This window comes from Bradyrhizobium sp. AT1 (genome assembly GCF_001590795.1).
In the GTDB taxonomy this organism is placed as follows: domain Bacteria; phylum Pseudomonadota; class Alphaproteobacteria; order Rhizobiales; family Xanthobacteraceae; genus Bradyrhizobium.
Map to the genome: position 1 here is coordinate 3440406 of NZ_JXDL01000001.1, position 26752 is coordinate 3467157.

Below are 26752 nucleotides of genomic sequence, written 5' to 3' on the forward strand. Positions count from 1 at the left end.
CTTTGGGACGAAGTAGCCCGGATGGAGCGAAGCGCAATCCGGGACAGCGCGCGACGGAGCAAGACCGCCCCCGGATTTCGCTTCGCTCCATCCGGGCTACGATCCTTCCTACCTCAAACCGCATCCGCGCGCAGCAGCGTGTCCACCGTGATGGTGCCCCTCGCGCGCGACACGCAGGCGCAGATCTTCTGGTTGCTCTCTTTCTGATGATCGCTGAAGAAGACATCGCGATGGTCGATCTCGCCGTCGACGCCGACCACGTCGATGGCGCAGAGACCGCATTCGCCACGCTTGCAATCGGATATCACCTCGAAGCCGCTGGCGTTGAGCACATCCAGCATCGAGCGTTCCCGGGGTATTTCGAGCTCGACGTCCGAGCCTTTCAGCCGCACGCGAAAGGTCTCGGTCGGCAGCGTGCCGCTGGAGCCGAACGTCTCGTAGCGCAGATCGGGCAGCGGATGGCCGGCCCCGATCCAAGCGTGACGCGCGGCATCGAGCATTCGCATCGGGCCGCAGAACAGCGCGAGCGCGCCCTTGGGGAGTGCGGCGAACAGCGCGTCGAGATCGAGCCGCTTGCCTTCATCGCTGGCATGGACGACCAGGCGATCCCCAAGCATCGCGGCGAGATCGTCGAGGTAGGCGGCTTCGGAGCGCGAGCGCACCGCATAATGCAGCGTGACGTCGGCCCCGCGCCGTGCCAGCGCCTGCGCGGCGCCGAGGATCGGCGTGATGCCGATGCCGCCCGCGATCAGGCAGTAGCGTTCGCGCGCCCAATCGACCGCAAGCAGCGAGGCAGGCTGGGTGATGTCGAGCCGCGCGCCCGGCGCGAGCTGCCACATGTAGCGCGAGCCGCCGCGCGAATCCTCGGCGCGGCGCACCGCGATCTTGAAGCCGCGCGAGGTGGCTTCGCCGACCAGCGAGTAGGACCGCGTCTCCGGCAGGCCGTCGATGGTGACGCTGACATTGATGTGGCTGCCGACCGGATAGGCGGTGACGTCGAACTGGTCGGGCCGGATCAGGAATTCGCGGATGCCGGGGGCGAGATCGCGGGTCGAGACCAGCGTCGCGGGAATCCAGGTTTCGATGAAGCGCATGGGATTGCCTCAATCGGTTGCGGTCTTGATCAGCGCGAGCGCCGGCAAGAGATCGAGATGGGTCCGGTTACGCAGCGCAAGGCGCAGATTGCGCACGGCGAGCCGCGCGTGCTCGCGCATGACGGCTTCGGCGCGCGCGCCTTCGCGGTTCTCGATGGCGTCGATCACGATGCGGTGGTGGTCCTGCCCGATGATCAGGATCTGCTGCGCCTCGGGGAGCGCCGATTGCGCCATCACGAAGCCGCTTGGCGATGCAAACGGCAGGGCCGAGGCGCGGTCGATCTGGCGGATCAAGGGCGGGCTGCGCGACAATTCGGTGAGCAAAGCGTGGAAGCGCGCGTTCAGCGTGACATAGGACGAGAAGGCTTCGATCGAGATCGGCACCTGGCGCAGCAATTCGTCGATCGCGGCCAGGCACTCCTTCAGCGGCTCCAGCTCGCGCGCAGAGACGCCGCGCTCGGCGGCGAAGCGTGCGGCAAGACCCTCGAGCGTGCCACGCAGCTCGATGGAATCGGAGATGTCGCGCTCCGAGAACGCCTTCACCATGAAGCCGCCCGACGGGATTGCTTCCAGCAGGCCCTCCTCCTCCAGCCGCACCAGCGCCATGCGCACCGGGGTGCGCGAAGCGCCGGTGGTTTCCACTGCCTGGAGCTCGGAGATGCGCTCGCCCGGGCGCAAGGCGCCCGACAGGATCTGGTCGCGCAATGCGAGCTGCGCCTTCACGGTCTGCGAGACGGAACGGTCGACCTCACGCTCGGCCATGGCTGATTACTCCGCGGCCTGGAGGCGCTGCGGCGCTGTTTCCTTCGCCACCATCTTGTCGATCAGCTTGCGCGACCACATCGCACCGGCGTCGATGTTGAGGTTGTAGAAGATGCGGTCCGGATTCTCGTCCATGGCGCGCTGCTGCGCTTCGAGGATCAACTCGTCCTCGCGGAAGATGCCGGAGACGCCCTCGCGGATCTCGGAGGTGATGCGCTGCTCGCCGAGCTGATAGTTGCGCACGAAAGCCCAGAAATAATGGCAGGTCTTCTCGGTCTCGGGCGTGATGGTGTTGAGCACGAAGCCGTTGACGCCCTGGGAACGGTCGCCTTCCGGCGCACCGGTGCCCGTCGGCGCCACGCCGACATCGATCGCGATGGTGCACGGCGCTTCGAAACGGATGATCTGCCAGCGATCGACGAGACCGGACTTGCCGAGCTGCTTGGCCCAGAACGGCGGCGGCTCGATGCCGCGCATCCAGCGCGTCACCGTCACGGTCTTCTCGCCATGGGTAACGTCGAACGGCGCCTCGGTGACCGCTTCGTTGCCGATCGAGGAGCCGTGCACGAAGGTCTCGTGGGTGAGGTCCATGAGATTGTCGAGCACGAGGCGGTAGTCGCATTTGACGTGGATGGTCTTGCCGTCGCCGGCCCAGGCCGGATCGTGATTCCAGTGCATGTCCGGAACGAGCGCGGGATCGGCCAGCGCCGGATCGCCCATCCAAAGCCAGATGTAGCGGTGCCGCTCGACCACGGGATAGGAGCGCACGCAGGCTGACGGGTTGATGGTCTCCTGCGAGGGCATGAAGGTGCAGCGGCCCTGCGCGTTGAATTTGAGGCCGTGATAGCCGCAGACGACGGTGTCGCCTTCGAGCCGGCCCTTGGACAACGGCACCAAGCGATGCCAGCAGGCATCCTCCAGCGCAGCCACCGAACCGTCGGCCTTGCGGTACATCACGACATGCTTACCGCAGATCGTCCGCGGCAACAGCGCCGGCTTCACCTCGGCGTCCCAGGCGGCGGCGTACCAGGCGTTCATCGGGAAGGGCTTTGTCATCGGTCTCACTCCCACGGCTTATGTATGCGTTATGTATACAATATAGGGGAATCTAAATAGTTCAAGCCTCATATTGGCGTATAAAAATACCTTTATCGGACAAGCTGTATACATAAATTAATTCCTTGGGGATTGGCGCGCGCTCTTACCCTCCCCTGAAGGGGAGGTCGCTTCGCATGGGGCGCAGCGAAATGCGAAGCGGGGTGGGGTGATCTCTCCCCTCGGGCACTGTTAGTCGCGGAGGGACCTTCACCCCACCCCGCTCGCGCTAACGCGCGATCGACCCTCCCCCTCCAGAGGAGGGTTAAGAGGACCCGCGCTTACGCCCCGAACACCTTCGCCAGGCCGGCCTGCGCTTCTTCCTGAATCCGCTTCAGGTGCTCGGTGCTGCGAAAACTTTCGGCGTAGATCTTGTAGACGTCCTCCGTGCCGGACGGCCTTGCCGCGAACCAGCCGAAATCGGTCTCGACCTTGATGCCGCCGAAGGGCTGGCCGTTGCCGGGCGCCTTGCTCAGCGTTGAGCGGACGGGATCGCCGGCAAGGTCTTTCAGGCCGAGTTGCTCGGGCGTGACGGATTTGAGGATGTTCTTCTGCGGGCCGGTCGCGGCGACGTCGATGCGAGCATAATGCGGCATGCCGAACTCGGCGGTGAGATCGCCGAACAGCTGGCTGGGATCGCGGCCGGTCTTCGCCATGATCTCGGCGGCAAGCAGGCCGAGGATGATTCCGTCCTTGTCGGTGGTCCAGACCCCGCCGTCGCGGCGCAGGAACGAGGCCCCTGCACTCTCCTCGCCGCCGAAACCGAAGCCGCCGGTGAGCAGGCCGTCGACGAACCATTTGAAGCCGACCGGCGTCTCCACCAGCTTGCGGCCAAGCTTCTTGGCGACTCGATCGATGATCGAGCTCGAGACCACGGTCTTGCCGATCGCGGCATCCTTGCTCCAGTTCGGGCGGTGCGCGAACAAGTAAGATATCGCGGTCGCCAGATAATGGTTCGGATTCATCAGGCCGCCGGTGCGCGTCACGATGCCGTGGCGGTCGGCGTCGGTGTCGTTGGCAAACGCAACGTCGAAGCGGTCGCGCATCGCGATCAGGCTTGCCATCGCGTAGGGCGAGGAGCAGTCCATGCGGATCTTGCCGTCCCAATCCACCGTCATGAAGCGGAAGGTCGGGTCGATCGCCTCGTTCACGACGGTGGCCTTCAGGCCGTAGCGCTCGATGATCGGATGCCAATAATGCACGGCGGCGCCGCCGAGCGGATCGATGCCGATGTTGATGCCGGCGGATTTGACCAGATCGAGGTCGACGACATTGCCGAGATCGGCGACGTAGGGCGTGACGAAGTCGTAGGCATGCACGTTCGCGGACTTCTTCGCCTTGGCATAGTCCACGCGCTTCACGCCCTTGAGGCCGTCGGCGAGATAGGCATTGGCACGCTTTTCGACGACACCCGTGACATCCGTGTCGGCCGGACCGCCATGCGGCGGATTGTATTTGTAGCCGCCGTCCTCCGGCGGATTGTGCGAGGGCGTGATGACGACGCCGTCGGCGAGGCCGCTGGTGCGGCCCTTGTTGTGGGTGAGGATCGCGTGCGAGATGACAGGCGTCGGCGTGTAGCCGCCGTCCTTGTCGATCATGATCTCGACGCCGTTGGCGGCGAAGACTTCGACGGCACTGACCAGCGCCGGCTCGGCCAGCGCGTGGGTGTCGATGCCGATGAAGAGCGGGCCGGTCAGGCCTTTTTCCTTGCGGTAGTCGCAGATCGCCTGCGTGGTCGCGAGGATGTGGCCCTCATTGAAGGTGTTCTTGAACGAGGTGCCGCGATGGCCGGAGGTGCCGAACGCCACCCGCTGCGCGGGATCGGTGACATCAGGCTTGCCCGCGAAATAGGCCGTCACCAGCCGCGGAATGTTGGTGAGCGCGTCCGGCGAGGCCTGCTTGCCCGCCGCGGGATGAACATCAGCCACTAAACTATCCTCGTCGTTGTCGAATTGAGGTCCTGCTGCACCATAGCATTGGGCCTGCACCCGCCAACCCAAAAGCCGTCGGCCGACGCCGGCAACAAATGGCCGCATTTGGGTCCATGAATGGGGACATGACCATTCTCGCAACGGCCCTGCTGCTCGCCAGTTCCTTGGCTCTCTCGTCCCCGGGATACGTCGAGCGAACCGACGTCGAACTCAACCCGATGCTGCGCAACGCAGCCGTGGATCATGACCTCGCCAAGGTGAAGCGCCAGTTCGAGCGGGAGCTCCATAGCGACAGCACGGACAGCCCCGGCGCATCCACCGGGCGCTAGCGCCGCGCGTCGGACACATCGGCACCGCCATGCAAATTGCGAGATCATGCTATGGTCGAGGCCTTCCGGCTGTTCGAATCGCCTCATGGCTGTCCTGCGCAAGCTGCTCCCCCTGCTGATCGCCTGGCTGATCCCGGCGGGCGGGCCGTCGTCTGCAGTGGCAGCGGAGTTTTACACCGAGGACCTCCGCATCCCCATGGCGGAGGTGGGGCCGCAAGGACTGGAGGCCTTTCTGGTCCGCCCGGCCGGCGCGAAGCGCTATCCGCTCGCGCTGCTCAGCCACGGTTCGCCGCGCAGCTTCGACGACCGCGCGAGCATGTCCGCGCACCGATATTACGGCATCGCGCTGGAATATGCCCGGCGCGGCTTTGCGGCGCTGATCGTGATGCGGCGCGGCTACGGCACCTCGCCCGGAGGACGCGTCGACAGCGTCGGCGGTTGCGCGAAGGCCGCGTATCTTCCGGCAGCCGCAGTTGCCGTCGCCGATTTGCGCGCCGCGATCGATGCGATGGCGCGCCGGGCTGACGTGACGACATCAGGCATGATCGCGGCCGGCCATTCCGCCGGCGGGCTCGCCACGGTCGCGCTCACCGCGCAGGCCCCGCCCGGACTCGTCGCCGCGATCAATTTCGCCGGCGGCCGCGGCTCGCGCGACGATGACGACGTCTGCAATCCGGATGGACTGGTGCAGGCCTTCACCAGCTTCGGCAAGACCTCGCGCGTTCCGATGCTCTGGGTCTATGCGGTCAACGATTCCTATTTCGGCCCCGACCTCGCCCGCCGCCTCCATGACGGGTTTCGCGCCGGTGGCGGCAACGCGACATTCATCGCTGCGCCGCCCTTCGGCGACGACGGTCACTATCTCTATTCGGTGGCGAGCCGTCCGCAATGGACGCCCTATGTCGACGCCTTCCTGCGCGAGCGCGGCCTCCTCGGTCGCGACATCCTGAGCCCGCCCGATGCCCTGCCGCCACCGCACCAGCTCAACGAAGCGGCGCGGGCCGAATTCTCGCGTTATCTGGCCAGCACGCTGCCGCACAAGGCTTTCGCGGTGTCGCCGAACGGCGGCTATGGCTGGCGCGCCGGACGCGTGACGGCTGACGAGGCCCAGCGTGACTCGCTGGCGGCCTGCATGAAATGGTCGCCCACCTGCACGCTCTATGCGATCGACGACCGCCTGGCCGGGCCTTCGCAAGCCGCATCCACCGACCAGAGCGCCCGCGCGCGACAGTGACGGCGCGAGAAGCCGGTTGTTAACTCCGGCGATTTATGACGGAGCGATGCTGTGGGATCGGGCACGCTTCAATCTCAGCGCGACGTGGCGGCACGTGGCGGTCGTCCTGCTGTTGTCGGCCCCGTTCGGCGCGCACGCCGCAGACGGCGGCACTGAGCTCGGCGCAGGCGAAACGCCGTCGTCCCGGGCCCTGATCCGCAGGATCATCGAGCGAGAAGTCGCAAGGACCAATTTACCGGCCGATATCGCCGAAGCCGTCGTCTTCGTCGAAAGCGGCTACAATTCGGCGGTGATCGGCAGCGTCGGCGAGATCGGACTGATGCAGGTGCGGCCCGAGACGGCGGCGATGCTGGGCTTCCGGGGCAGCGATGCGGAACTCGCCGAACCCGACATCAACATCCATTACGGGGTGCTTTATCTGAGCCAGGCTTGGCGCCTGGCCGGCGGGGACGTCTGCCGCGCCCTCATGAAATACCGGTCAGGCCATGGCGAGGAAGAGATGACGCCGCGGTCGCAGGTCTATTGCAACCGGGCCCGTAATCGTCTTGTCGCCATGAATTCGAAGGCCCTCGACGCCCAAGTCGCGGCCGTGCCCGATCCGGCGCCGGTGCCCGCAGCTCAGGCGGCGGCTCCGACAAAACCGGCGAGCCGGCCGAAGGTGGCGGTGCAGCCCAAAGCCGTTTACGCCCGCTATCGTCAGGGCAGCGCGGCCGCCAGCCGCGCCTATTGGGCCGCGCATGAGGCGAGGGTCAGCAAGATCAAGGCGCGTATCGAAGCACGATGGAAGCGTGTCGCCTCGCGCTGACGATAGGCTCTACAGCCGCTCGCTCAGCGCGAGCTTGTAGCCGACGCCGGTAACGGTCGCGATCACGGGCGTGCCGCTGCCGACGAGCTTGCGGCGCAGCCGCGCCACCAGCGCGTCGACCGTGCGGATGTCGACCTCGGCCTGGCGGTTGCTGACGACCTCGATCAGATAGTCGCGGCTGAGCGGCCGCCCGTCGGCGCCGACCAGCGCCGCGAGCAGATCGAATTCGGCGCGCGTCAGCGCCACCGGCTTGCCGTCGCTGCCGAGCAATTCGCGCCGGGTCAGGTCGATGATCCAGTCGCCGAAGGCGATCGAATTGTGGTTGCGCGCCGCCTTGCGGTCGAGCGAGCGCCGCCGTAGCACGCTGCGGGCGCGCGCGAGCAGGTCGCGCAGATTGATCGGCTTGGTGACGTAGTGATCGCCGGCGATCTCGAGGCCGAGGATGCGATCGACGTCGGTGTCGCGGCGCGTCACGAAGATGATTCCGGCGTTGCTCGTCGCCTGGATTTCCTTGGCGAGTTCGAAGCCGTCGCCGTCGGGCAGCTGCAGGTCGAGGAAGACGAGGTCGGTGCGCGCGCGCAGCGCCTGGCGGCATTCCGCGCAGGAGCCGGCGCCGACCACGTCGAAATTGTTCTCGCTGAAATAGCCGACCAGCATGGTCCGCGTCACCGGATCGTCCTCGACGACGATCAGCCGCTCGCGGCCGGCGGGACGCACTTCCTGACGTGCGGAATCAACCACGGTCTTGGGTATCCTGTGTGCCTGCGACCCGACCTGGCGATCCATCTCGCCGCGCAATGCGCCGTCATGTGAACGTACATTCACGACTTGTTCGAGCCCCCGAAATTAGCCGCCGGAATATTAGGCGCGTTGCGACGCGCAAACAATATTGCTCATGGTCTGCAACGATTAAGTATGAATTGGCCCACAATTCTCAATCCGCGCATCATCACTCAGGATAGCCTCGTTGGGGACCGTGAAGGCCCAATCCCGGACATTCGGCATCGGACTCAACCGCCGGTTAACGTAAAAAAGGTCTTCGGCTTCGGAAGGCCCGGCCGCGCCTCTATTGTCCCGCCTGCAAGTTGCGAAACCACGGAGCAGGCGTGATGCAGGGGCAGGCCCGGTTGGCTGCCGGTCGAACCGAGCAGGGAACGGCACCGTTCGGCCGTTCGCACACGCTCGATGTCCTGCGCGGCCTTGGCATTGTCGGCGTGATGGCAATCCACGTCTCGCAGGCGTTTCCGTCGAACATCCACGCCGTCGATTACGCTTTCATGCTGGGCTGGACCGGCGTCAACGTGTTCTATTTCGTCAGTGCCATGACGATGTGCCTGATGTGGACACAGCGCAGCGGCGAGACGAATGCAACCCGCAAATTCTACATCCGCCGGTTCTTGCGCATCGCGCCGCTGTTCTGGCTCGCGATCCCGGTTTACCTCATCATCAACGGCACCGGACCGAGCGCCAACGCGCCCAATGGCATCGGGCCGGTTCAGGTGATCCTGACTGCGACCTTCCTGCACGGCTTCTGGCCGGACAGCGTCAACAGCGTGGTGCCGGGCGATTGGTCGATCGCGGCGGAGATGACCTTCTATCTCGTTTTCCCGCTTCTGATCACCGCGTTCGGATCGCGCCGCCATCTCTATCTCGCGCTGGCGATCGTGCTGCATCTCGTCAATGTCTGCCTGTTCAAGCCGTGGGCCTTCGCGTTGTTCTCGGCCTATTACGGCCCCGGCCACGAGGCATTCGTCTGGACCACGCTGCACATCAGCTTCCTGAACCAGCTTCCGGTCTTCCTGATCGGATGCGCGCTGTTCTTCGCGCTGCGCGACGGCTTCACCAGATCCGATGTCGCAATCTACGCCGTCTTCATCGCGCTGTCCTTTGCGGCCGACCGCGCCACCGGTTCGCATGAGTTCAACTATCTCACGATCAATCTCGTGCTCGGCGCGCTGGTGGTCGGCTGCATCAAGCTCGCCATCCGCTTCCAGCCGCTCGAGGCGCTCGGCCGCAATTCCTATTCGATGTACCTGTCGCACTTCGCGGTGATCGCCGGCCTGCGTCCGCTCTGGCCGCTCGCGGACGGGCTGGTCTCGCTGCTGATCGCCTATGTCGTCACCGCCGCGCTGAGCTATCTCGTGGCACGCGCGACATGGCATCTGGTCGAACGGCGCGCGCAGGATTTGGCGCACCGCCTGACATCCGCGGGATCGGACCGGTCGACCCTCCAGCCCACCATCGCAGTCACCGCGGCCGGCATGCGCTGAACGCCCCTGCTCCGTTACGTCCGCCCCGATGCGGCTTGCTTCATTGCCGCCTTAAACTCTACTGTGCAGGCTCCTCACGCTGGAGTGGGCACCATGGAGGTCATACTGCTCGGCACCGGCGGCCCGCGCCCGGATCCGCGCCGCATGGCGACGACCACGCTGATCAGGCTCGGCGACGAGAATATCCTGTTCGACGCCGGCCGCGGCGTCGTGGTGCAGCTGAGCAAGGCCGGCGTTCCGCTCGGCGCCATCAACACGGTCTTTCTCACGCATCATCACTTCGACCACATCGGCGATCTCTACGATGTGATGCTGAATTCATGGATGTCCGGACGCAAGGACGCGCTGCGCATCTACGGACCGCCGGACACCGAGCGGCTCGTCCATACGCTGGTCACGCAGGTCTACGACAAGGACATCACCTGGCGCGATCAGGGCGAGCCGAGCTTCGGCGGCTGGAAACCCGTCCTCGCAACGGACATCATACCGGGTCCCATTCTCGACACCGGGCGCTGGAAGATCAGCGCCGAGTTGGTCTCGCATGGCGATGGCCTCGACATGCCGCCGGCCTTCCTCGCGCGATGGATGTGTCTCGGCTACCGCTTCGAGGCGGAAGGCAAGGTCATTGCGATTTCCGGCGACACCGTCCCCTGCCCCGGGCTCGAACGGCTGGCTGAGGGCGCCGACCTGCTCGTTCAGTGCTGCTTCCTCGCGACGCCGGAGATCAACAACGAGCACCTTCGCCGCCTTGCGAAATTCACGATCGCCTGCGGCGACACCGTCGGCAAGATCGCGGCCAAGGCTGGTGTGAAGAAGCTGGCGCTGACCCACCATCGCCCGCGCACCGACGATGGCATGCTCGAGGCGCTGCTTGCGGATGTCAGGCAGGACTATGCAGGTCCTGTGGTGCTCGGTGAGGATCTCACGCGGATCGAGGTCTGAGAGCCCTCAGCTCGATCCGACCTCGATCCGGAACGACAAGCTCTCTTCCGCGCCCGGCGCGATGTGCATCAGGCCCGGCTTGTCGCTGAACTCGCCGTCGAAACCGGAGGGACTGGCATAACCGCGCCAGGGCTCGATGCAGAGGAACGGCGCGCCCGATGGTTTCGACCAGACGCCGAGCTCGCGAAAACCGCGCCATGACATTTTGAGCCAGGGGCCGGAGGACGGGGCAAAGCGAACCTCACGGCTCTCGATCCGGTCGAAAATGACGGCGTCGTCAGTGAACAGGGCTTCGGACAAGGACAGTACCGCGTCCTTGACCGGGCTCGGTTCTGCTTCCGGGCGCAGCAAACCGCCATCGAGGCGGCGGACGGGAGCCTTCTCCGCGCTCGCGAAGGTCAGCGCGTAGCTCTCCTTGGCAAGTCCCCTCTGGAGCGGCCAGTTGAACGCGGGATGCCCGCCGACCGAAGCCGGCAATGTCTCCTTGCCTTTGTTGGCGATCGCGAGCGTCAGATCGAGCCCGGCATCATCGAGCGCATAGATCGCGGTCAGCCGGAACGGGAACGGATAGAGCGCACGCGTCGTCTCGTTGTCTTCGAGCATCAGCGTGCAGCGGCTCTCGCCGCGCTCCGCCCATTCAAAGCGGCTGTCGCGCGCAAAGCCGTGCTGGGTCAACCGATAGGTCTTGCCCCGGTGCCGCAATTCATCCTTAGCGAGGCGCCCGACGATCGGAAACAGCAACGGCGCATGGCGCGGCCATTCCGGCCCCGCCTGCCAGACGAATTCTGTCGTGCCATCCTTCAAGGAGCACAGCTCGGCGCCGTGCGCCTTGATGGTCGCGGAGAGCTGGCCACTTCGAAGCGTATAGGTGTCATCGCTCATGGCGGACATCTACACCGCGACCTCAGATGCAGCAAGGCAGCGCCAGCCATGCAGGCGGCGCGCCGGCACCGTGCGGAGCTGCGTCATATTTCTGTACCTAAGGGTTGCTCCTTTGCGGGTTCGTCCACCGCCTGCGTCCCGCGGCCCGGGGACGAGCTCCGATCAACCATTGTGGTAGTCAATTGAAATTCTTCATCAACGGCCGCTTTCTGTCGCAGAAGCTCACCGGCGTTCAGCGCTATGCCGCCGAAATCGTCAAGGCGATCGACGCGCAGCTGGCCTCGGAGCAAACTCCGGCGTCGCTGCGGAACGCAGACTGGCAGTTGCTGACGCCCGTGGATGCAAGCGAAGACCTTCACCTCGCGCGAATCAAGATTCGCACCGTCGGCCGCTTGCGCGGGCACGCCTGGGATCAAATCGAGCTGGCGCGTGCCGCTGCGGGAGGCCGCCTGATCAGTCTCGCCAATGCCGGCCCGGTGTTCCATCGCGACCACATTGTCGTGATCCACGACGCGCAGGTCTTTCGCAGGCCGGACTTCTTCAACTGGCGCTATCTGGCAGTTCACCGCACGATGGGCCGGCTGCTGGCCCGCCACGCAAGCATCGCAACCGTATCGGCCTTTTCGCGCAAGGAGCTGGCCGAGGTGCTGAATCTGCCGGCGACAGCGATCCCGGTCTTCCCCAACAGCGCAGAGCACTTCGCCATGACGAAGCCGGATCCCGGCATCATCGGCAGGCTTGGGCTTCAGCCGCAGAAATTCTTCCTCTATGTGGGCTCGAGGACCAAGAACAAGAATCTCTCGGTGGCGATCCGCGCGGTCCAGCTGCTCGATCGCCCCGACGTTCCCCTGGTCATCGTCGGCGGCGACAACAGCAAGGTCTTTCAGGACAATTCCGGCGACGGGGCTACCGGCCTGCTGCTGGCCGGACGCCTGACGGACGGTGAGATCGCGGCACTCTATGCGCATGCATCCGCATTCGTGTTTCCCTCGCTCTACGAGGGTTTTGGCGTGCCGCCGCTCGAGGCCATGATCTTCGGTTGCCCCGTCATCGCCTCGACGGCCGATGCGGTCGTTGAGACGTGCGGTGATGCAGCTGCGTATTTTCGCGCCAGCGATGCCGACGCGCTGAAGCAACTCATGCTCGAAAGATTGGCAAACGGCGCCATCTCCGATCAGGAGCGCATGCGGCAACAGGATCGCGTCGCATTCTATTCGTGGAAGAAATCGGCGAAGGCTCTGCTCGATCATCTCGCCGAGCCGGCCAACGTCGCCAGCGCTGCGTGAAAATCGGCGCAACTCGCCTGTTGCGCGCAATGGTTTTTGCACAAACGGTTTGCAACTTGCTTCCTCTCGCGCAGTTCCATGATTTTTTTGTCGCGATCGCGCGCGCGAATGATCATGGCGCAACATCACCACATCGCTGCCCCATTATCGCTACGTATTCGAGGAACTGTGTTTCGCACTAGCGAACACAGAACAGGGATACACGATGTCCGGCTCTCCGACGCAAGCCTATGCGAGGCAAACGATGAAAGTGCTGCACATCGCCGAGACGATTCGGGGCGGGATTGCGAGCTATCTGAACGAGTTGCATCCACAGCAGCAAGCCAGCTTCGGCACCGAGAACGTGCACTATGTCGTGCCCTCGGATCATCGCCGCGATCTTCCCGGGATTGATGACAACCAGATTACGACGTTCGAACGATCCGGCCGCAGTGTCGCCGGACTGTTCCAGATGTTTCGCGCGAGCATGCAGGCACTGGACGCCTTCAAGCCGGACGTGGTGCATCTGCATTCCTCGTTTGCAGGCCTCGTGCTGCGCCCCGCGCTTGCGGCCCGCTCGGACGGACCGCGCGTGGTTTATTGCCCGCACGGCTGGGCATTTTCACGCGAGACCGGCCGCCTCAGTCACGTGGTGACGAAGGCAGCGGAGAACCTTCTCGCGCGGACGTCGGACCGAATCATCTGCATCTCCGGCGACGAGTTCAACGAAGCGGTCCGCGCGGGAATTCCGGCCGACCGCCTCACCCTCGTTCACAACGGCATCTCGAAGACGCGCTCGCCGCAGCCCGTCGCGGCGGACTGGACCACCGAGAAGGTCAAGGTTCTCTTCATCGGACGCCTCGACCGCCAGAAGGGATTCGATCTCCTGATCGAAGCGGCGCGCACGCTCGAAGATGTGATTGACATCCGCATGATCGGCGCCTCCGTGGTCAACAAATACGAAGGCCCGGACGTCCCGTCCAACGTGTCGCTGCTCGGCTGGCTCGACCGCCCGACCATCGAGACCCAGCTCGAGGCCGCCGATCTCGTCGTGATCCCGTCACGGTGGGAGGCCTTCGGCCTCGTGGCCCTGGAAGCGATGCGCGCCGCCAAGCCCATTCTGGCATTCCGCAGCGGCGCGTTGCCCGAGATCGTCGTCGACGGCGTCACCGGCGTGCTGTGCGAGCCCGTCGCCGTCCAGCCGCTCGTCGACGGTTTCCGGCGGGCGCTCGATTTCGATCTCAAGGTGCTGGGCCAGCGCGGCTACGACCGGTTCAAACAGCTCTATGACGTTCAGAAGACGCATGGGCAATTGCAGCAGGTCTATGCCGAACTCCTGCAGGACGAGGGGACACCGGTCGAGGCGAAGGCGGCGCTGCAATCGGATCTCTCCAAGAATTTCTGATGGCTCCTCCGCTTCCACGCACCTTGGTTCGCGACGGCCTTCGCCTCGCGAGCCTCATCGCATCCCTTCTCCTGCCGGTTTCCGTCTGCGCACAGCAGGTTCAACCGCTCGACGCCCGATTCCTGCTGGGTGTCGGCACCCATCAGGGGCTGGGCGGCCCGGTGAGCCCGCGCGGATATTTGCCTTCGGAGAACGTCGCCCAGATCAAGCAACTCGGCCTCAACGCCTTCCGCGACGATTTTCCCTGGTCCGATTTCGAGGTCGGCGGTCGCCGCATGGGGTTCACCCCCCGCCTCGCCAGGCTCGAAACGCAAGTCAGATCCGGCGTCGCGCGTCCTCTGCTGATCCTTGCCTTCGGCCATCATCTGGTGCCGAACTCCTCGCCGCCGACGACCGACGAAGCGCGGCAGCGGTTCGCCGATTACGCGGCGGCAGCGGCGCAATCGGTTCTGCCGCAGCATCCGCTCTTCGAGCTTTGGAACGAGTGGAATCTGGCGGCGAAGAAGGACGCCGCGTTCTCACCGGAGAACTATCTGGCGCTCGCGCAAGTCGCGCGGCCGGCGGTCAAGCGGGTCGCGCCGAATGCGCCTTTCCTGGTCGGCGCGCTCGGCGACGATCCGGGCTGGATATGGACGGAGAAGATGCTGCGGACCGGCATCCTTCAATATGCCGACGGCGCTTCGATCCATCTCTACAATTTCTGCATGGGCCCGAGCAAACGCACCTCGGCCGAAATCATCGATCGGGTCACGGCGTTTCACCGTCTCGTCGGCCAGGCGAGCGGAAACCCCGACTTCCCAATCTATATCACCGAGACAGGCTGGACCACGGCCAGCAACAAATGCGGCGTCAGCGAGCAGGCCCAGGCCGACAATACGGCGCAGCTGATCCTGTGGGCATCGACCGCGACGCGCTGGCTCAAGGGCATGTGGCTCTACGAGCTCAAGGACAGTGGAAAGAATCCGTCGGAGCTGGAGGACAATTTCGGGCTCTATCGTTTCGACAATTCGCCGAAGCCTGTTGCCTGTGCCGCCCAGGGTGCCTGGGCCTTCGTTCGCTCCAGCCTGAGTTCCGAGCGGCGCGAGCTCGCCAGCGGCGTCGTGTCGATCAACGCATCGACGGCTTCCGGCGGCAGGGTTGCGGTCTGGTCCGAGGCTCCGGACCGGCACTACGAAATCCGGCTCAAGGGCGATCAGCCAAGCGCAAGCTTCGCGATGCCGTGCGACCAGACGGCAAGGCCCGCGTCCGGGGTCTGGATTCCCGTCTCGAGCACACCGGTCCTGATTGCAGCCAATGACAGTGCCGTTCCTGCCCTGGAGATCAGGCCGGCGCGGTAGATGCGATTTTTTGCAGACATGAGGTTGACGCGATGAAAGTTCTTTTGACATCCACGCTTTATCCGACGCCTCAGGCCCCGAAGATCGTCGGCGGCGCAGAGATTTTCGCGCGGCGCTTCGCCGAAGGGCTGGTTCAGCGCGGTGACGAGGTGGAAGTGATCCGGGCTGCCTCCTCACCCGAGCAGGCGCACGAAAGCTGCAACGGCATCAACGTCTATTCCGCACCGGTGCAGAACATCTATATGCCCTTCACGGAGCAGAAGAACGTTGCGCTACGCAGCATCTGGCACGCCGTCGACGACTGGCGGATGCAGGCGCCCCTGGTCGCCGAACGCATCCGGGCCTTCAAGCCCGATGTGCTGCACTCCAACAATTTGTCGGGCCTCACCACCGCGATCTGGCGCGTCGCCGCCCAGCTCGGCGTTCCCGTGCTTCATACGCTTCACGACTATTATCTGACCTGCCCGCGCTGCTCCCGTTTCGACAAGGGGCGGTCCTGCGAGCACACCTGCACGAGCTGCAAGCTTCTGACCTTTCATCGCAAGCGCGCCACGCATTGGCTCAGCGCCGTGGTCGGCGTGAGCGAGCGCGTCCTGTCCATTCACACCGACATGGGCATGTTCGCCGAGACGCCGATCCGCACCGTGATCCGCAACGCCTCCACCGAGCCGCCCCGCGCGCCCTATCCTCGTCCGGTCTGCACCACGGAAGTGACGTTCGGATTTATCGGCCGCCTCACGGAGGAAAAGGGCATCGACAATCTGATGCGGGCGCTGGCGCTGCTACCTCCGGATCGCATCCGCATGATGATCGCCGGCCGCGTCAGCGACGAGGAGCAACGACGCCTCAGGGCGCTCGCCCCCGATGCGCGGATCGAGTTCATGGGCTTCGTGGTGCCGGACGATTTCTACAAGCAAGTGGACGTGGTGATCGCCCCATCGATCTGGCACGACCCCGGCCCGCTCGTCGTCGCCGACGCCAAGGCGGCCGGCAGGCCGCTGCTCGGAACGCGCTTTGGCGGCATGCCCGAGGTCATTGAGCACGGCATCACCGGCTGGCTGACCGAAGCCGATCCCGAATCTTTGGCCGAGAGCATGCTGGCGGTCGCGGCCGATCCGCACAAGATCGACGAGATCAGCCGGCGCCTCATCGCCGATACCAACAAGTGGATATTTGCCGACGTGCTGTCTTCATACAAGAGCCTGTATGAACAATTGCGCGAACAGCGGATGTCGCACTTGCGCGCGGCCACGACCGAAGCGCCACAGGGGCCGGCGGTCGTCGGCGAGGAACGCCTCATTCCGCGATGACACGCCTCCTCGCCATGGCGGGCTACGTCTATCAGAGCGCCGCGGCGATCATCCTGATCTTCGCGATCAGCCATCTGTTGCCCGCCGCCGACTACACCAGCTTTTCGCTGGCGCTGGCCTCGAGCCAATTGCTCTGCGTGCTGATGTTCGAGTGGCTGCAGCTCGCCGGGCTGCGTTTTCTGGCCGCAGCCGGGGAGACCGAGGCGGCCCGGCTGAGGCGGTCACTGTTTGCGGCGGGCCTGTCGAGTGCGGGCGCGCTGATCGTGGTCGGGAGCTGCGCGTCCCTGGCAACCGCGCTTCCGGCGGGAATCATCGCGTTGGGCCTTGGCATATCCGTGCTTCAGGGCCTGACCGACCTCTACTTCCTGTCGGTGCGTCTGTCCGACCGGCTCGGCGTTGCGTCTTCTCTCCTTGCGCTGCGTGCCACCGCGCTTCTGGCCGGCGCCGCCGCGGGGGGCGTGATTTCAGGGACGGCTGAAGCTGCGCTGCTGGGGATCGCGGCGGGCCATTTGCTGGGCCTCGTCGCCGGGCTCGTTGCATACCGCACGCCGCTGCAGCGCGCCTCGTTGCAGACGATGCTGGCGGACTGGAAGATTTTCGCCGGCTACGGCATGCTGGCGGCGGGCGCCTCCGTGATCCATCTGTCGGTGCCGGTGCTGCTCCGTGTCATCATCATCGGCCGGCTGGGCGCGACGGGTGCAGGTGCCGGATTTTCGATCGCGCTCGACCTGCTGCAACGTCCGTTCTGGGTCCTCAACGCCGCGATCCACACCGTGAGCTATCCCGAATTGGTCAAGGACTTCGAACACGGGACCGTCGTGAAGTCGGTTCAATCGGCCCGGCGGATGTTCGAATTCATGATCTGCACGACCCTCGTGCTGCTCGGCGGCCTGGTCGGCTTCATTCCGGATGCCGCCCGTATCCTGGTGCCGCGGGAGAGCCTCGACGGCTTCCTGGCGACGGCGCCCACCGTGGCCGCCTTCTATTTCCTGCACACGCATCTTCAGGCGACCATCGCGGTGGTTCCACACCTGGAGAAGCTCGCGACCCGGCTCGTGGTCGTCGCGGCCGGTCAGCTCGCGATCGTCGCAGCCGTCGCGCTCGTCGCGGTGTGGGCCGGACTGTCGCCGCGACAGGCCGTCGGCTGCGCTGCGCTCGCGACCCTTGCCACGATCCTTGCCGCGCTCGGTCCGACCCTGCGGTTCGAGGCATTCCCGCGCTGGTCGTTGGTCATGCAGGCCCTGGCGGCCGCCATCCTGATCGGATCGCTCGCTGCGATGCCGACCGGGCCCGCGACATGGCTCGCCGGAAAGATCGTGATCGCTGCGCTCGCGACGGCGGTCATCGGATGGCGCGGGGATTTTCTGATGCTGGCCCGCCGCGGCTAATTCGTCGCATCCGGACTTGCGACGCCGATCGAGTTCCGGATCAATCTCCGCAACGAGCGCCTGCACCAATCCTGGGCACCTACAACCAAAACGGGTACATTATAAAATATAGCCGCTCATCGAAGCGGCATCTGCGAACTTCGCATGCAAGAAAACCGGTGCGTTGCTCGAAATCACGAGACAAAGATACTCCGAACGCGGACAAGCGGGCCGCATCGCATCGTCGAACGAATCCATCTCGCGAGCGATGCGCATATATATTCAGCACCGCATTTCCTGAAAATCACGAAAGCGCCTTCCTCACGTCATCCTGCCCTGGCATCGCATTCCTATTCTGCTGCACAGAGAGCGATTCTGTTCCTGCACAAGGAACCCAAGTTCGCTCGCGATTTGTAGCTTCGATTTTTATCTGAAATTCACACTCGACAGAGAAGCTTGAACGCAAATCCCTGCGAGCAATTTTGCTTGCGCTGAAACTCGAGTGTGCAATGCCCGATCAAACCATCCTGTCCGCCAGCGGATTCATCAACTCCATCGGCGTCAACACGCATGCCGGCTTCGGGTGGACCGGCTACAACAATCTCGCGATGATGGTCGATGACCTCGAATATCTCGGCGTCACCCACCTCCGCGACGCGATGGGCACCAGCCCTGCCGCGCAACCCGTCGTCGACGGCCTGGCCGCCGCCGGCTACAAGTTCGACTTCCTGGTGTCGTCCGCCCTGCCCCAGACCGGCACAACCGGGTTGCAAAACTACATCGCCTCGCTCCAGAAGTTCGTGGCGAGCCACCCGGGCAGCATCAGCGCCATCGAGGGACTCAACGAGGCCAACCACCAGCCCTTCAGCTACAATGGCAGCTCGAGCCTGACGGCCGCGGCTCAGTTCCAGAGCGCGCTCTATCAGGCCGTCAACGCCAACGCCGCGCTCGGCAGCATCCCCGTCTACAATCTGTCACTGGCCTACAACGATCCGCAGGGCTACAGCCAGCTCGGCAACATGTCGGGCTCGGTCGACTACGCCAACGCCCATGCCTATGTCAGCACCAGCCTGACAACCGGCAGCTCAATCTCGGCAACGCTGAGCGCGGTGATGGCCGCAGCCCCGGGAAAGCCCGTCGTCATCACCGAGACCGGCTACACCACGCAGGCCAACACCCAATATCTCGGCGTCAACGAGACGGTGCAGGCCAAATCGATCCTGAACACCCTGGTCGATGCCTACAAGGCCGGCGTCAGCGCGACTTATCTCTACGAGCTGTTCGACCGCGACTCCTCCGCCGGCAATACCAATCCCGAAGCCAATTTCGGACTGTTCAATTCCGACGGGTCGCCGAAGCTTGCCGCGACGGCCATTCACAATCTGACGACCGTTCTGGCCGACGACGGCAAAGGCGGCCTGCAGCCGACTGATCCGTTGAACTACACGCTGAGCAACATGCCGGCCACCGGCAACAGCATGGTGCTCGGCAAGAGCAACGGCGCCTACGAGCTCGTCGTGTGGGCGGAGCCGAAGCTCTGGAACGATTCCACCGATACCGAGGTGTCCAACACGGCCCAGACGGTCAGCGTGAACCTCGGTGCCGTGCATCATTCGGTGAAGGTGTACGACACCCTGACGGGAACCACGGCGATCGCCAGCTATACCGACGTCAGCACGATCACGATTCCGGTCAGCGATCATCCCTTGATCATCGAGATCGACGCGCCGCCGGCCACCTCAACGCCGCCGGACACCAGGACCACCGTCAGCGGCACGGCGGCCGAGATCGTGCCGCAGCTGTCAGACCTGAGCGAGTCGACCGCGCTGCAGACCATCACGCTGACCGGCTCCCACGTGCTGCCGGTCGCCTCGAAGGCGACCATGGACTACATGATTGCGCATTACGGCAGCGCCCTCTCCAAGATCCAGGGCGGCTACTCATTCTCGGTGACGAATGCGGCCGCGACCTGGAGCAACACCAAGACCTACGACGCCAGCGGAAAGCTGCTGTCGAAGTCCGACACCGGCCTCAATTCAAGCGGGCAGCCGGCCTCGACGACCGTCGCCTACACCGACGGCTCCAAGGACCTGATCAGCTACACCAATGGCGTGCAGACCAAGTTCGTTCATGTCGGCACCGACGCAACGAGGACCACCGACACCTACAACACCGCCGGAATCCTGCTGAGCGAAGTGGTCCAGAAGTCGGACGGCTACTACTCCACCACGCTCTACACCAACGGCGTCAAGACGGCGGCCTACGTCAAGAATGCCGACGGCTCGCAGGACAATTACACCTACGGCATCACGGGCAAGAGCTTCACCACCCAGGTTCAGCATCTCGATGCCTCCGGGAAGGTCACCTCGGTGACCCGCAGCCATGCCGACGGCTCGCTGGACTCGACGCAGGTCTACAACAGCGACGGCAGCAGCGTGATCACGACCTACAGCGCCACGGGCGTCAAGCTGGTCGAGACGGCCTATCATGCCGACCACAGCAAGGACGTCTGGACCTACAACATCACGGGCCAGAACTACACGAGCGAGCACGACGTCTACAGCGACACCGGCTTCCTCACCAGCCTGACGCGCCTGCACAGCGACGGCAGTCTCGCCTTCAAGCTCACCCAGACGACCGACGGCACCAAGACGACCGATTGGTACAATTCCGCCGGCACCCTCACCAGCGAGGTGGTGCAGAAGGCGGACGGCACTATGTCGACCACGACCTATAGCAACGGCGTCAAGACCAATACCTATGTGAAGAATGCCGACGGCAGCCAGGACAATTACGCCTTCGGCATCACCGGCCAGAGCTACACCACACTGATCCAGCACGTCGATCCCTCGGGCAAGGTCACTGCCGTGACCCGCAAGCATGCCGACGGCACGCTCGACTATACCCAGGTCATCAATAGCGACGGCAGCAGCGTCGTCACCAACTATGACGCTGCGGGAACGCGAACCAAGGAAACCGACTATCACGCCGACGGCAGCAAGGACGTCTTCCTCTTCAACATCACCGGCCAGAACTACACGACCGAGCACGACATCTACGATGCGAGCGGCTTCCTCACCACGCTGATCCGCAAGCACGCCGACGGCAGCATGGCGTTCAAGCTGGTGCAGAGCGCCGATGGCACCAAGACGACGGACTGGTACGACGCCAACGGCGTCCTCACCAGCGAGGTGTTCCAGAAGCCGAGCGGTTACAGCTCGACGACGGTGTACACCAACGGTGTGAAGACCGCGGCTTACATCACCAATGCCGACCAGAGCCACGACAATTACAGCTACAACATCACCGGCCAGAGCTACACCACGCAGTACCAGCACCTCGACCCCTCAGGCCAGACCACCGAGGTGACCCGCTGGCATGCGGACAACTCGCTCGACTACACCCAAATCGTCAACAGCGACGGCAGCAGCGTGGTCACCAACTACGATGCATCCGGCGTCAAGAAGACGGAAACCGATTACCACGCCGACGGGTCGAAGGACGTCTTCCAGTTCAACGTCGTCGGCCAGACCTACACGAACGAGCACGACAGCTACGATTCGACCGGCTTCCTCACTCACATCGTTCGCACCCACGCCGACAACAGCCTGGCCTTCACGCTGGAGCAGAGCGCCGACGGTACCAAGACCTCCGACTGGTATGATGCCAACGGCGTCATCACCAGCGAGGTGACGACCAAGAGCGATGGCTACAGCTCCACGACGGTCTATACCAGCGGCGTGAAGACTGCTGCCTATATCAAGAACGCCGATGGCACGTCGGACAACTGGAACTACAACGTCACCGGGCAGTCCTACACTACCCAGCATCAGCACCTCGATGCCGCAGGCAAGCTGGTGGAGCTCACCCGGACTCACGCCGACGGCACCCTGGACTATACCCAGGTGATCCACGACGACGGCAGCAAGCTGACCGACATCTACAACAGCGCCGGCACCAAGACCCAGGAGATCGCCAACAACGCCGACGGCTCGAAGGATGTCTTCCTGTTCAACTTCAACGGACAGACCGGCACGACGCAGCACGAGAACTACAACTCCGCCAGCGCGTTGCAATTCTTCGACCAGACCAAGACCGACGGCACCCACAACGTCACGGCCGTCGCCAGCGGCGTGACGATCCAGGGCGGAGCCGGCAACGACGTGTTCTCGGCGGCACCGAACTCGACCACCGTCGCCTACGATCACGGCCAGGACCAGATCCTCAACTTCCAGGCCGGCGATGGCACGACTCACGACGTGGTCCAGATCTCGAAACTGCTGGCCGCGGACTACAGCCACCTGCAAATCACGCAGTCCGGCACGAACGCGCTCATCACATTCTCGGCCAATGATTCGATCCTGCTGAAGAATGTCTATGTCTCCAGCCTGACCAGCCACGACTTCGTATTCGTCTGAGCACTGCCCAAACGGGCGCCAACGTCGCAGGGGCCGGGACCACGTCCCGCCCCTGTTCGCTTTCCCAGGGACCTGCCTCATCGATGAGCAGGCAGCAAACTGCCATCCGCAATTGGATGGGTCCCATGAATTCTGACGCAGTGCCGCGACTGCCCGCATCGGCCCGATGCGCTCAGCGAACTTGCGTCACAATTCGACTCTAGAAGAAAGGCGAACCGCGCAAGGACTCCGAGGCCCGATGCAAGCCAGTGAAGCAAGACGTTTTGTCGTTCTCGACTTCTACCGCTTCGTCGCCGCGCTCGGGGTCTTCATCTTCCACCTGAAGCTGATCGACACGGGCATCTCGCCGGCCTGGAACGGCTCCTACGGCCTGTTCGTCGACATGTTCTTCATCCTGTCCGGCTTCGTGATCTCCTACTCCTATCCGTCCGACGCGCGCGGCGTGCGCGCCTATTCCCGTTTCATGATCCGCCGCATCGCGCGGATCTATCCGCTGCATCTCTTGAGCCTGCTCATCTTCGTCGTGCTGATCGCTGTCGGCCTCGAGCGTACGGCGCGGTCGACCCCGCTGGACTTCCTGTACAACCTCCTTCTCCTCCAGGCCTGGGGCGTTACCGACCATCTCAGCTTCAACTCGCCGTCCTGGTCGATCAGCGCGGAATTCTTCTGCTATCTGATCTTTCCGCTGTTGATGCTGTTTGCGCGCAAGCTGCATCCGCTGGCGCTCGCTGCCGTGGTCGCGGCGCTCTATCTGGTCCTGGCCCACGGCCATCTGCCGATCTGGCAGGAGCGGTCGCAGATGTACGGCGCCAATTATGACTATGGCATGCTCCGCGCGCTGCCGAGCTTCCTGAACGGCATCCTGCTCGCGATCCTGTTCCGAATGTCGCAGCCCTACCGGCAGAAGCGGGTGGTTTTCGCCGGCATCGCCACGTTCGGCATCTCCGTGCTCGTCCTCAACGTGTTCGCCAAGCCGGACCTTGCCATTCTGCTGTTCTCCTGCGCCATCCTGCTGACCGCCGTCGGCGAAAGCGCTTTCGTCCAGTTCCCCGGCGCCCGCCTGCTTGGGCGGCTCGGCAACACATCATACGCGATCTACATGCTGCACGATGCTTTGCTCATTGCGGTGTTCAAGCCGTTGTGGACCTGGCTCGGACTGGGCCCGGATCAGTTCGGCCTCTTCGCCCTCGCCTGCTGCGTGGTGCTGACGATCATCGCGGACCGCACCTACGCCTATTTCGAGAATCCGGCACGGCGCCTCGTCAATCGCTTGGCCGACACCGGGCTGGTATCCTCCCGCAAGGTCCGGCCGGTGGCGGCCGAGACGTCCCTGCGCTTCGAGAACCCCGAGCGGGCGGTCAACTGACGCCCGCCGCAAACATCTGAATGCTCAGGCGACCTTGCCGCCGGCCTCCCGCACGATCCGCGCCGGCCCATCGTCCAGCAACGGCGCGACATTGGCGCGGGATAATTCCATCACCTCAGGCAGCATCTGACGGACTTGCTCGCCCGCGGCTTGGTATGTCCCGAGAAAGTGCAGCAGAAATGCCTCGAAGCTGTCGCCGACAAGGAACTGGGCCGGCGAGAGCAGCAGCTGTTCGCTGATGCCGAAATGCGCGAACAGGCCCTGGAACTTGTCCTGGTAGGTGATCGCTGCCACCGGGGTGCCCTGCCCGAGCGCCGCAATCGCCAGATGCATGCGGCCGGTGATCACGCCGTCGACCAGTCCGACAACGGCCTTGATCTCGCCCGCCGACAGAACCTGCTCGACATGATGCACCTGCTCCCCAAGCGCGGGCTTGAGCCGAGCGGCCAGCGGCCGCAGGCAATTGTCGTCGGCGATTCCGGGACGGTAATCATGCGCCAGCAGCAGCCAGCTTGCATTGTGCTGCCGTGACAGGCGCGTCATGGCATCCGCCGCCAGCTCTATCATCCGCTCCAGCTTGGCCGGCTCCGGCTTCTTGAACAACATCGGATGGATGTTGAAGACGAACACCTTGCGGCCCTGCGCACGCTGCCGTGCGACCGTGGCCGCGATCTGCTTTACCGCTACGGTGTCGGCGCGCGGCGTCAGCATGAACGCGGAATCGGCGACGAGACGCGCGCGTTTGCGGGCGAAATCGTCGAAGCGCTGAAGCGATATCGCATCACGCAGGTTGAGGACCACGCCCGGATCGAGCAGCCGGAACACTTCGCGCAGCGCCTTCGCCGGACGAGAGTTGAAGCTGAAGCCGAGCACGCTGACCTTGGCGCCGAATCCCGCCATCAGGTCGGCCACGAGCAGCATCCGCGCCGCATCCACCGGAGAATAGTAGCCGTCGAGCACGTCGGCCCCCAGCACCACGCCGAAATCCGGACGGGTGAGCGAGAGTTCCTGCGCGACCGTCTCGTAGGAAAACGGCTGCCTCCAGATCTCGAGCGGCTTGAAATCCATGGCGCGAACGTCCGCGCTCGCCGCGCTGGTGGCGGTGACGATATAGGTCTCGAGGTCGGGATAGGTCCGCTTCAGCTCGCCGACGGTGGCTTCGATCATCGCCTCGTCGCCGCGTGACTGATGAATGCTCCAGGGGTCCGACGGCAACAGCACGAGACGGCGCGGATTGTTGCGCGGCGCCGCATTGACGCCGACGTCCTTCCGCGCGATCTGCCACCTGCGCAGTTCGAGGAGATCGACCGCGAAGGGCGTGTTCTTCGCGCTGTTGAGCCAGCCTCGGAGATGCCTGCGAACCGGCACCGGGATCAATTGCTTCAAATCATCCTCCTCGTCTTCATCAGGCGGTCGCACCGCGCTTCACGACGAAATCGATCAGCGAGAACAGCTGCTTCCGCCAGAACAGCAGAATGCTCATGAGATAGGTCACCCCGAAACACGACGACAGCAGCCCCATCCGCAAATACGGGTTGATGTCCGGCGTCGCCTCGCGGCACAGCACGACCGCGCCATAGGCAAGAACGATGGCGCAAAGGCAGCCGGCGATCGGACGCAGGAACTGGCTCCAGCTCAGGCCCAGCAGCCGAAGCGCCAGCGCGAATGTCACGGGGGTCACCACGAGCTGCGCGAATGCGAAGATCGTCGCCAACTGGCCGATATCTCGCGAGGGAAGCAGGAACATCGCCGGCACGACCGCGCAGAATTTGAGGATGTTCAGCGCAAAGACGTAGTTCGGCTTGCCCAGCGCGCCGAAATAGGCGCTGTTGACGAACTGCACCGTCTGGATCGCGCCGATCAGCATCAGCGGCCGCATCACCGCTTCGCTTCCGCTCCACTTCGCGCCGAACAGCAGCAGGGAGAACTCCGGCGCGATCGCCGCAAGCAGTACGAAGATGGGAGAGCCGACCAGCGCTCCGAGGCTGACGCTGCGCAAATAGGCGCCGGCAATACGGTCGCGCTCGTGCGCGATCCTGGACAGCGCGCTCAACGCGACGTCCATCACCGCCTGGGTGAGCAGCTGCATCAGGATGATGTAGACCCGCGCACCGACCGTGTAGATGCCGAGGGCCGCGACGCCATAGAGCGTCAGGATGATCATGTCGATGGTGCGAACGATGGCGAAGTCCAGCAGCCTGTTCAGGACGACGTGAACGCTGTAGCCGGAGAGCTCGCGAAAGCTCTTCAAATCATAACCGCGCATCGGCAGCCATCGCGGCTGGCTCCAGAGCCACAAGCCGCTGATCGCGCTCTGGACGACCACCTGGATCACGAGGCTGAGAGCGCCGAACCCGGCATAGGCGCAGGCGATTCCCACGATGCCGGAGATGGCGGTTGCCACCATGGTTCTGAGCGCGAGCACGCGAAAATCCATCTGGCGCTTGTAGAGCGCCTCCTGAAACAGGGTCGCGGTGCCGATCGGAAGGGAGAGACTTGCGGCCGTCAGCAGCGGCGCCAGCCCCTTCACGTCGAGCCAACGCTCGATATCCGGCGCAAGGAGGGCAATCAGAACCGCCAGAATCGTCGAAGCGGCGAAGGAGCAGAAGAAGGGCAGCGTCACGTCGGCAGGCTCGAGCGTGCGGCGCTGGATCAACGCGTCGCCGAACCCGAATTCGGCGATCGAACTCAACAGCAGCAGGATGAAGGCGACGAGCGCGGCAAGACCGAAATCCGCCGGGTTGAGCAGCCGCGCCAGCACCAGGAACAGGACGAACGACAGCGCCCGGCCGCCCCAATTCTGTGCAAGCGACCAGAACAAGGCAACCACGACCTGATGTTGTTTACCCGGCGTGACGTTCATCAACAATTCGACCCAATTCCGACAGATCCAACCACAATCGCAGGCTAGACGACGTGGCGCGATGCTGCCGCGACGTC

20 protein-coding genes are annotated in these 26752 nt (G+C 64.1%); 12 read left to right on the forward strand and 8 right to left on the reverse strand.

The genetic code is table 11. From position 1 onward, the window contains the following. Window positions 1-113: 113 nt before the first annotated feature. The 4 genes from SE92_RS16175 to pgm all read right to left on the reverse strand — a co-directional run bounded on the left by SE92_RS16175 (window position 114) and on the right by pgm (window position 4879). Complete coding sequence (locus tag SE92_RS16175) at window positions 114-1094, reverse strand: PDR/VanB family oxidoreductase (protein WP_063196658.1); 981 nt, start codon at window positions 1092-1094, stop codon at window positions 114-116. Between the two features lie 9 nt (window positions 1095-1103). Continuing rightward, a complete protein-coding gene (locus SE92_RS16180; protein ID WP_063196659.1) occupies window positions 1104-1856 on the reverse strand; it encodes a GntR family transcriptional regulator in 753 nt (250 codons plus the stop codon). Window positions 1857-1862: 6 nt separating this feature from the next. Further along, window positions 1863-2912: an aromatic ring-hydroxylating dioxygenase subunit alpha gene (locus SE92_RS16185; RefSeq protein WP_063196660.1), complete on the reverse strand. Its 1050-nt coding sequence runs from the start codon at window positions 2910-2912 to the stop codon at window positions 1863-1865. A gap of 320 nt (window positions 2913-3232) precedes the next feature. After that, on the reverse strand, window positions 3233-4879 hold the full coding sequence (gene pgm, locus SE92_RS16190) for a phosphoglucomutase (alpha-D-glucose-1,6-bisphosphate-dependent) (RefSeq protein WP_063196661.1): 1647 nt from the start codon (window positions 4877-4879) through the stop codon (window positions 3233-3235). A gap of 128 nt (window positions 4880-5007) precedes the next feature. Here pgm and SE92_RS16195 point away from each other — a divergent pair, with 128 nt between their 5' ends. The 3 genes from SE92_RS16195 to SE92_RS16205 all read left to right on the forward strand — a co-directional run bounded on the left by SE92_RS16195 (window position 5008) and on the right by SE92_RS16205 (window position 7250). Continuing rightward, entirely contained in the window at window positions 5008-5211 is a 204-nt protein-coding gene (locus tag SE92_RS16195; protein WP_157095494.1) for a hypothetical protein, read from the forward strand. An 85-nt stretch (window positions 5212-5296) separates the two neighbouring features. Then, window positions 5297-6445, forward strand: a complete 1149-nt coding sequence (locus tag SE92_RS16200; RefSeq protein ID WP_063196663.1) for an alpha/beta hydrolase family protein — start codon at window positions 5297-5299, stop codon at window positions 6443-6445. Between the two features lie 46 nt (window positions 6446-6491). After that, complete coding sequence (locus SE92_RS16205; RefSeq protein ID WP_063196664.1) at window positions 6492-7250, forward strand: transglycosylase SLT domain-containing protein; 759 nt, start codon at window positions 6492-6494, stop codon at window positions 7248-7250. 9 nt (window positions 7251-7259) lie between these two features. Here SE92_RS16205 and SE92_RS16210 read toward each other — a convergent pair whose 3' ends face one another. After that, on the reverse strand, window positions 7260-8075 hold the full coding sequence (locus SE92_RS16210; protein WP_063196665.1) for a response regulator transcription factor: 816 nt from the start codon (window positions 8073-8075) through the stop codon (window positions 7260-7262). A gap of 284 nt (window positions 8076-8359) precedes the next feature. On the opposite strand from SE92_RS16210, the gene SE92_RS16215 reads away from it, so the two are divergent. Together SE92_RS16215 and SE92_RS16220 are read left to right on the forward strand one after the other, a co-directional pair. Beyond that, window positions 8360-9520 carry an acyltransferase family protein gene (locus SE92_RS16215; protein WP_063196666.1) on the forward strand — a complete coding sequence of 387 codons (1161 nt, stop codon included), beginning with the start codon at window positions 8360-8362 and terminating at the stop codon, window positions 9518-9520. A 93-nt stretch (window positions 9521-9613) separates the two neighbouring features. Further along, window positions 9614-10462 (forward strand): MBL fold metallo-hydrolase, encoded by an 849-nt coding sequence (locus SE92_RS16220; protein ID WP_063196667.1) that lies wholly within the window; start codon window positions 9614-9616, stop codon window positions 10460-10462. A gap of 6 nt (window positions 10463-10468) precedes the next feature. Here the strand turns inward: SE92_RS16220 and SE92_RS16225 are convergent, their stop codons facing one another. Next, window positions 10469-11344 (reverse strand): aldose 1-epimerase family protein, encoded by an 876-nt coding sequence (locus tag SE92_RS16225; RefSeq protein ID WP_063203566.1) that lies wholly within the window; start codon window positions 11342-11344, stop codon window positions 10469-10471. 182 nt (window positions 11345-11526) lie between these two features. Here SE92_RS16225 and SE92_RS16230 point away from each other — a divergent pair, with 182 nt between their 5' ends. From SE92_RS16230 to SE92_RS16260, 7 genes are all read left to right on the forward strand, one after another. Next, complete coding sequence (locus SE92_RS16230; protein ID WP_063196668.1) at window positions 11527-12630, forward strand: glycosyltransferase family 4 protein; 1104 nt, start codon at window positions 11527-11529, stop codon at window positions 12628-12630. Window positions 12631-12874: 244 nt separating this feature from the next. Next, window positions 12875-14014, forward strand: coding sequence for a glycosyltransferase (locus SE92_RS16235; RefSeq protein ID WP_063203567.1), 1140 nt, complete (start codon window positions 12875-12877; stop codon window positions 14012-14014). After that, window positions 14014-15351 (forward strand): hypothetical protein, encoded by a 1338-nt coding sequence (locus SE92_RS16240; protein ID WP_063196669.1) that lies wholly within the window; start codon window positions 14014-14016, stop codon window positions 15349-15351. The genes SE92_RS16235 and SE92_RS16240 overlap by 1 nt, the downstream gene beginning before the upstream one ends. A gap of 32 nt (window positions 15352-15383) precedes the next feature. Beyond that, window positions 15384-16661, forward strand: a complete 1278-nt coding sequence (locus SE92_RS16245) for a glycosyltransferase family 4 protein (RefSeq protein ID WP_063196670.1) — start codon at window positions 15384-15386, stop codon at window positions 16659-16661. Next, a complete protein-coding gene (locus tag SE92_RS16250; RefSeq protein WP_063196671.1) occupies window positions 16658-18049 on the forward strand; it encodes a hypothetical protein in 1392 nt (463 codons plus the stop codon). The genes SE92_RS16245 and SE92_RS16250 overlap by 4 nt, the downstream gene beginning before the upstream one ends. A 488-nt stretch (window positions 18050-18537) precedes the next feature. Then, window positions 18538-22446, forward strand: coding sequence for an RHS repeat domain-containing protein (locus SE92_RS16255; RefSeq protein ID WP_063196672.1), 3909 nt, complete (start codon window positions 18538-18540; stop codon window positions 22444-22446). Window positions 22447-22684: 238 nt separating this feature from the next. Beyond that, complete coding sequence (locus SE92_RS16260; protein WP_063196673.1) at window positions 22685-23812, forward strand: acyltransferase family protein; 1128 nt, start codon at window positions 22685-22687, stop codon at window positions 23810-23812. Between the two features lie 24 nt (window positions 23813-23836). Here the strand turns inward: SE92_RS16260 and SE92_RS16265 are convergent, their stop codons facing one another. Together SE92_RS16265 and SE92_RS16270 are read right to left on the reverse strand one after the other, a co-directional pair. Then, window positions 23837-25198 carry a polysaccharide pyruvyl transferase family protein gene (locus tag SE92_RS16265; RefSeq protein ID WP_245324599.1) on the reverse strand — a complete coding sequence of 454 codons (1362 nt, stop codon included), beginning with the start codon at window positions 25196-25198 and terminating at the stop codon, window positions 23837-23839. Between the two features lie 19 nt (window positions 25199-25217). After that, window positions 25218-26675, reverse strand: a complete 1458-nt coding sequence (locus SE92_RS16270) for a lipopolysaccharide biosynthesis protein (RefSeq protein ID WP_063196675.1) — start codon at window positions 26673-26675, stop codon at window positions 25218-25220. Between the last annotated feature and the right edge of the window lie 77 nt (window positions 26676-26752).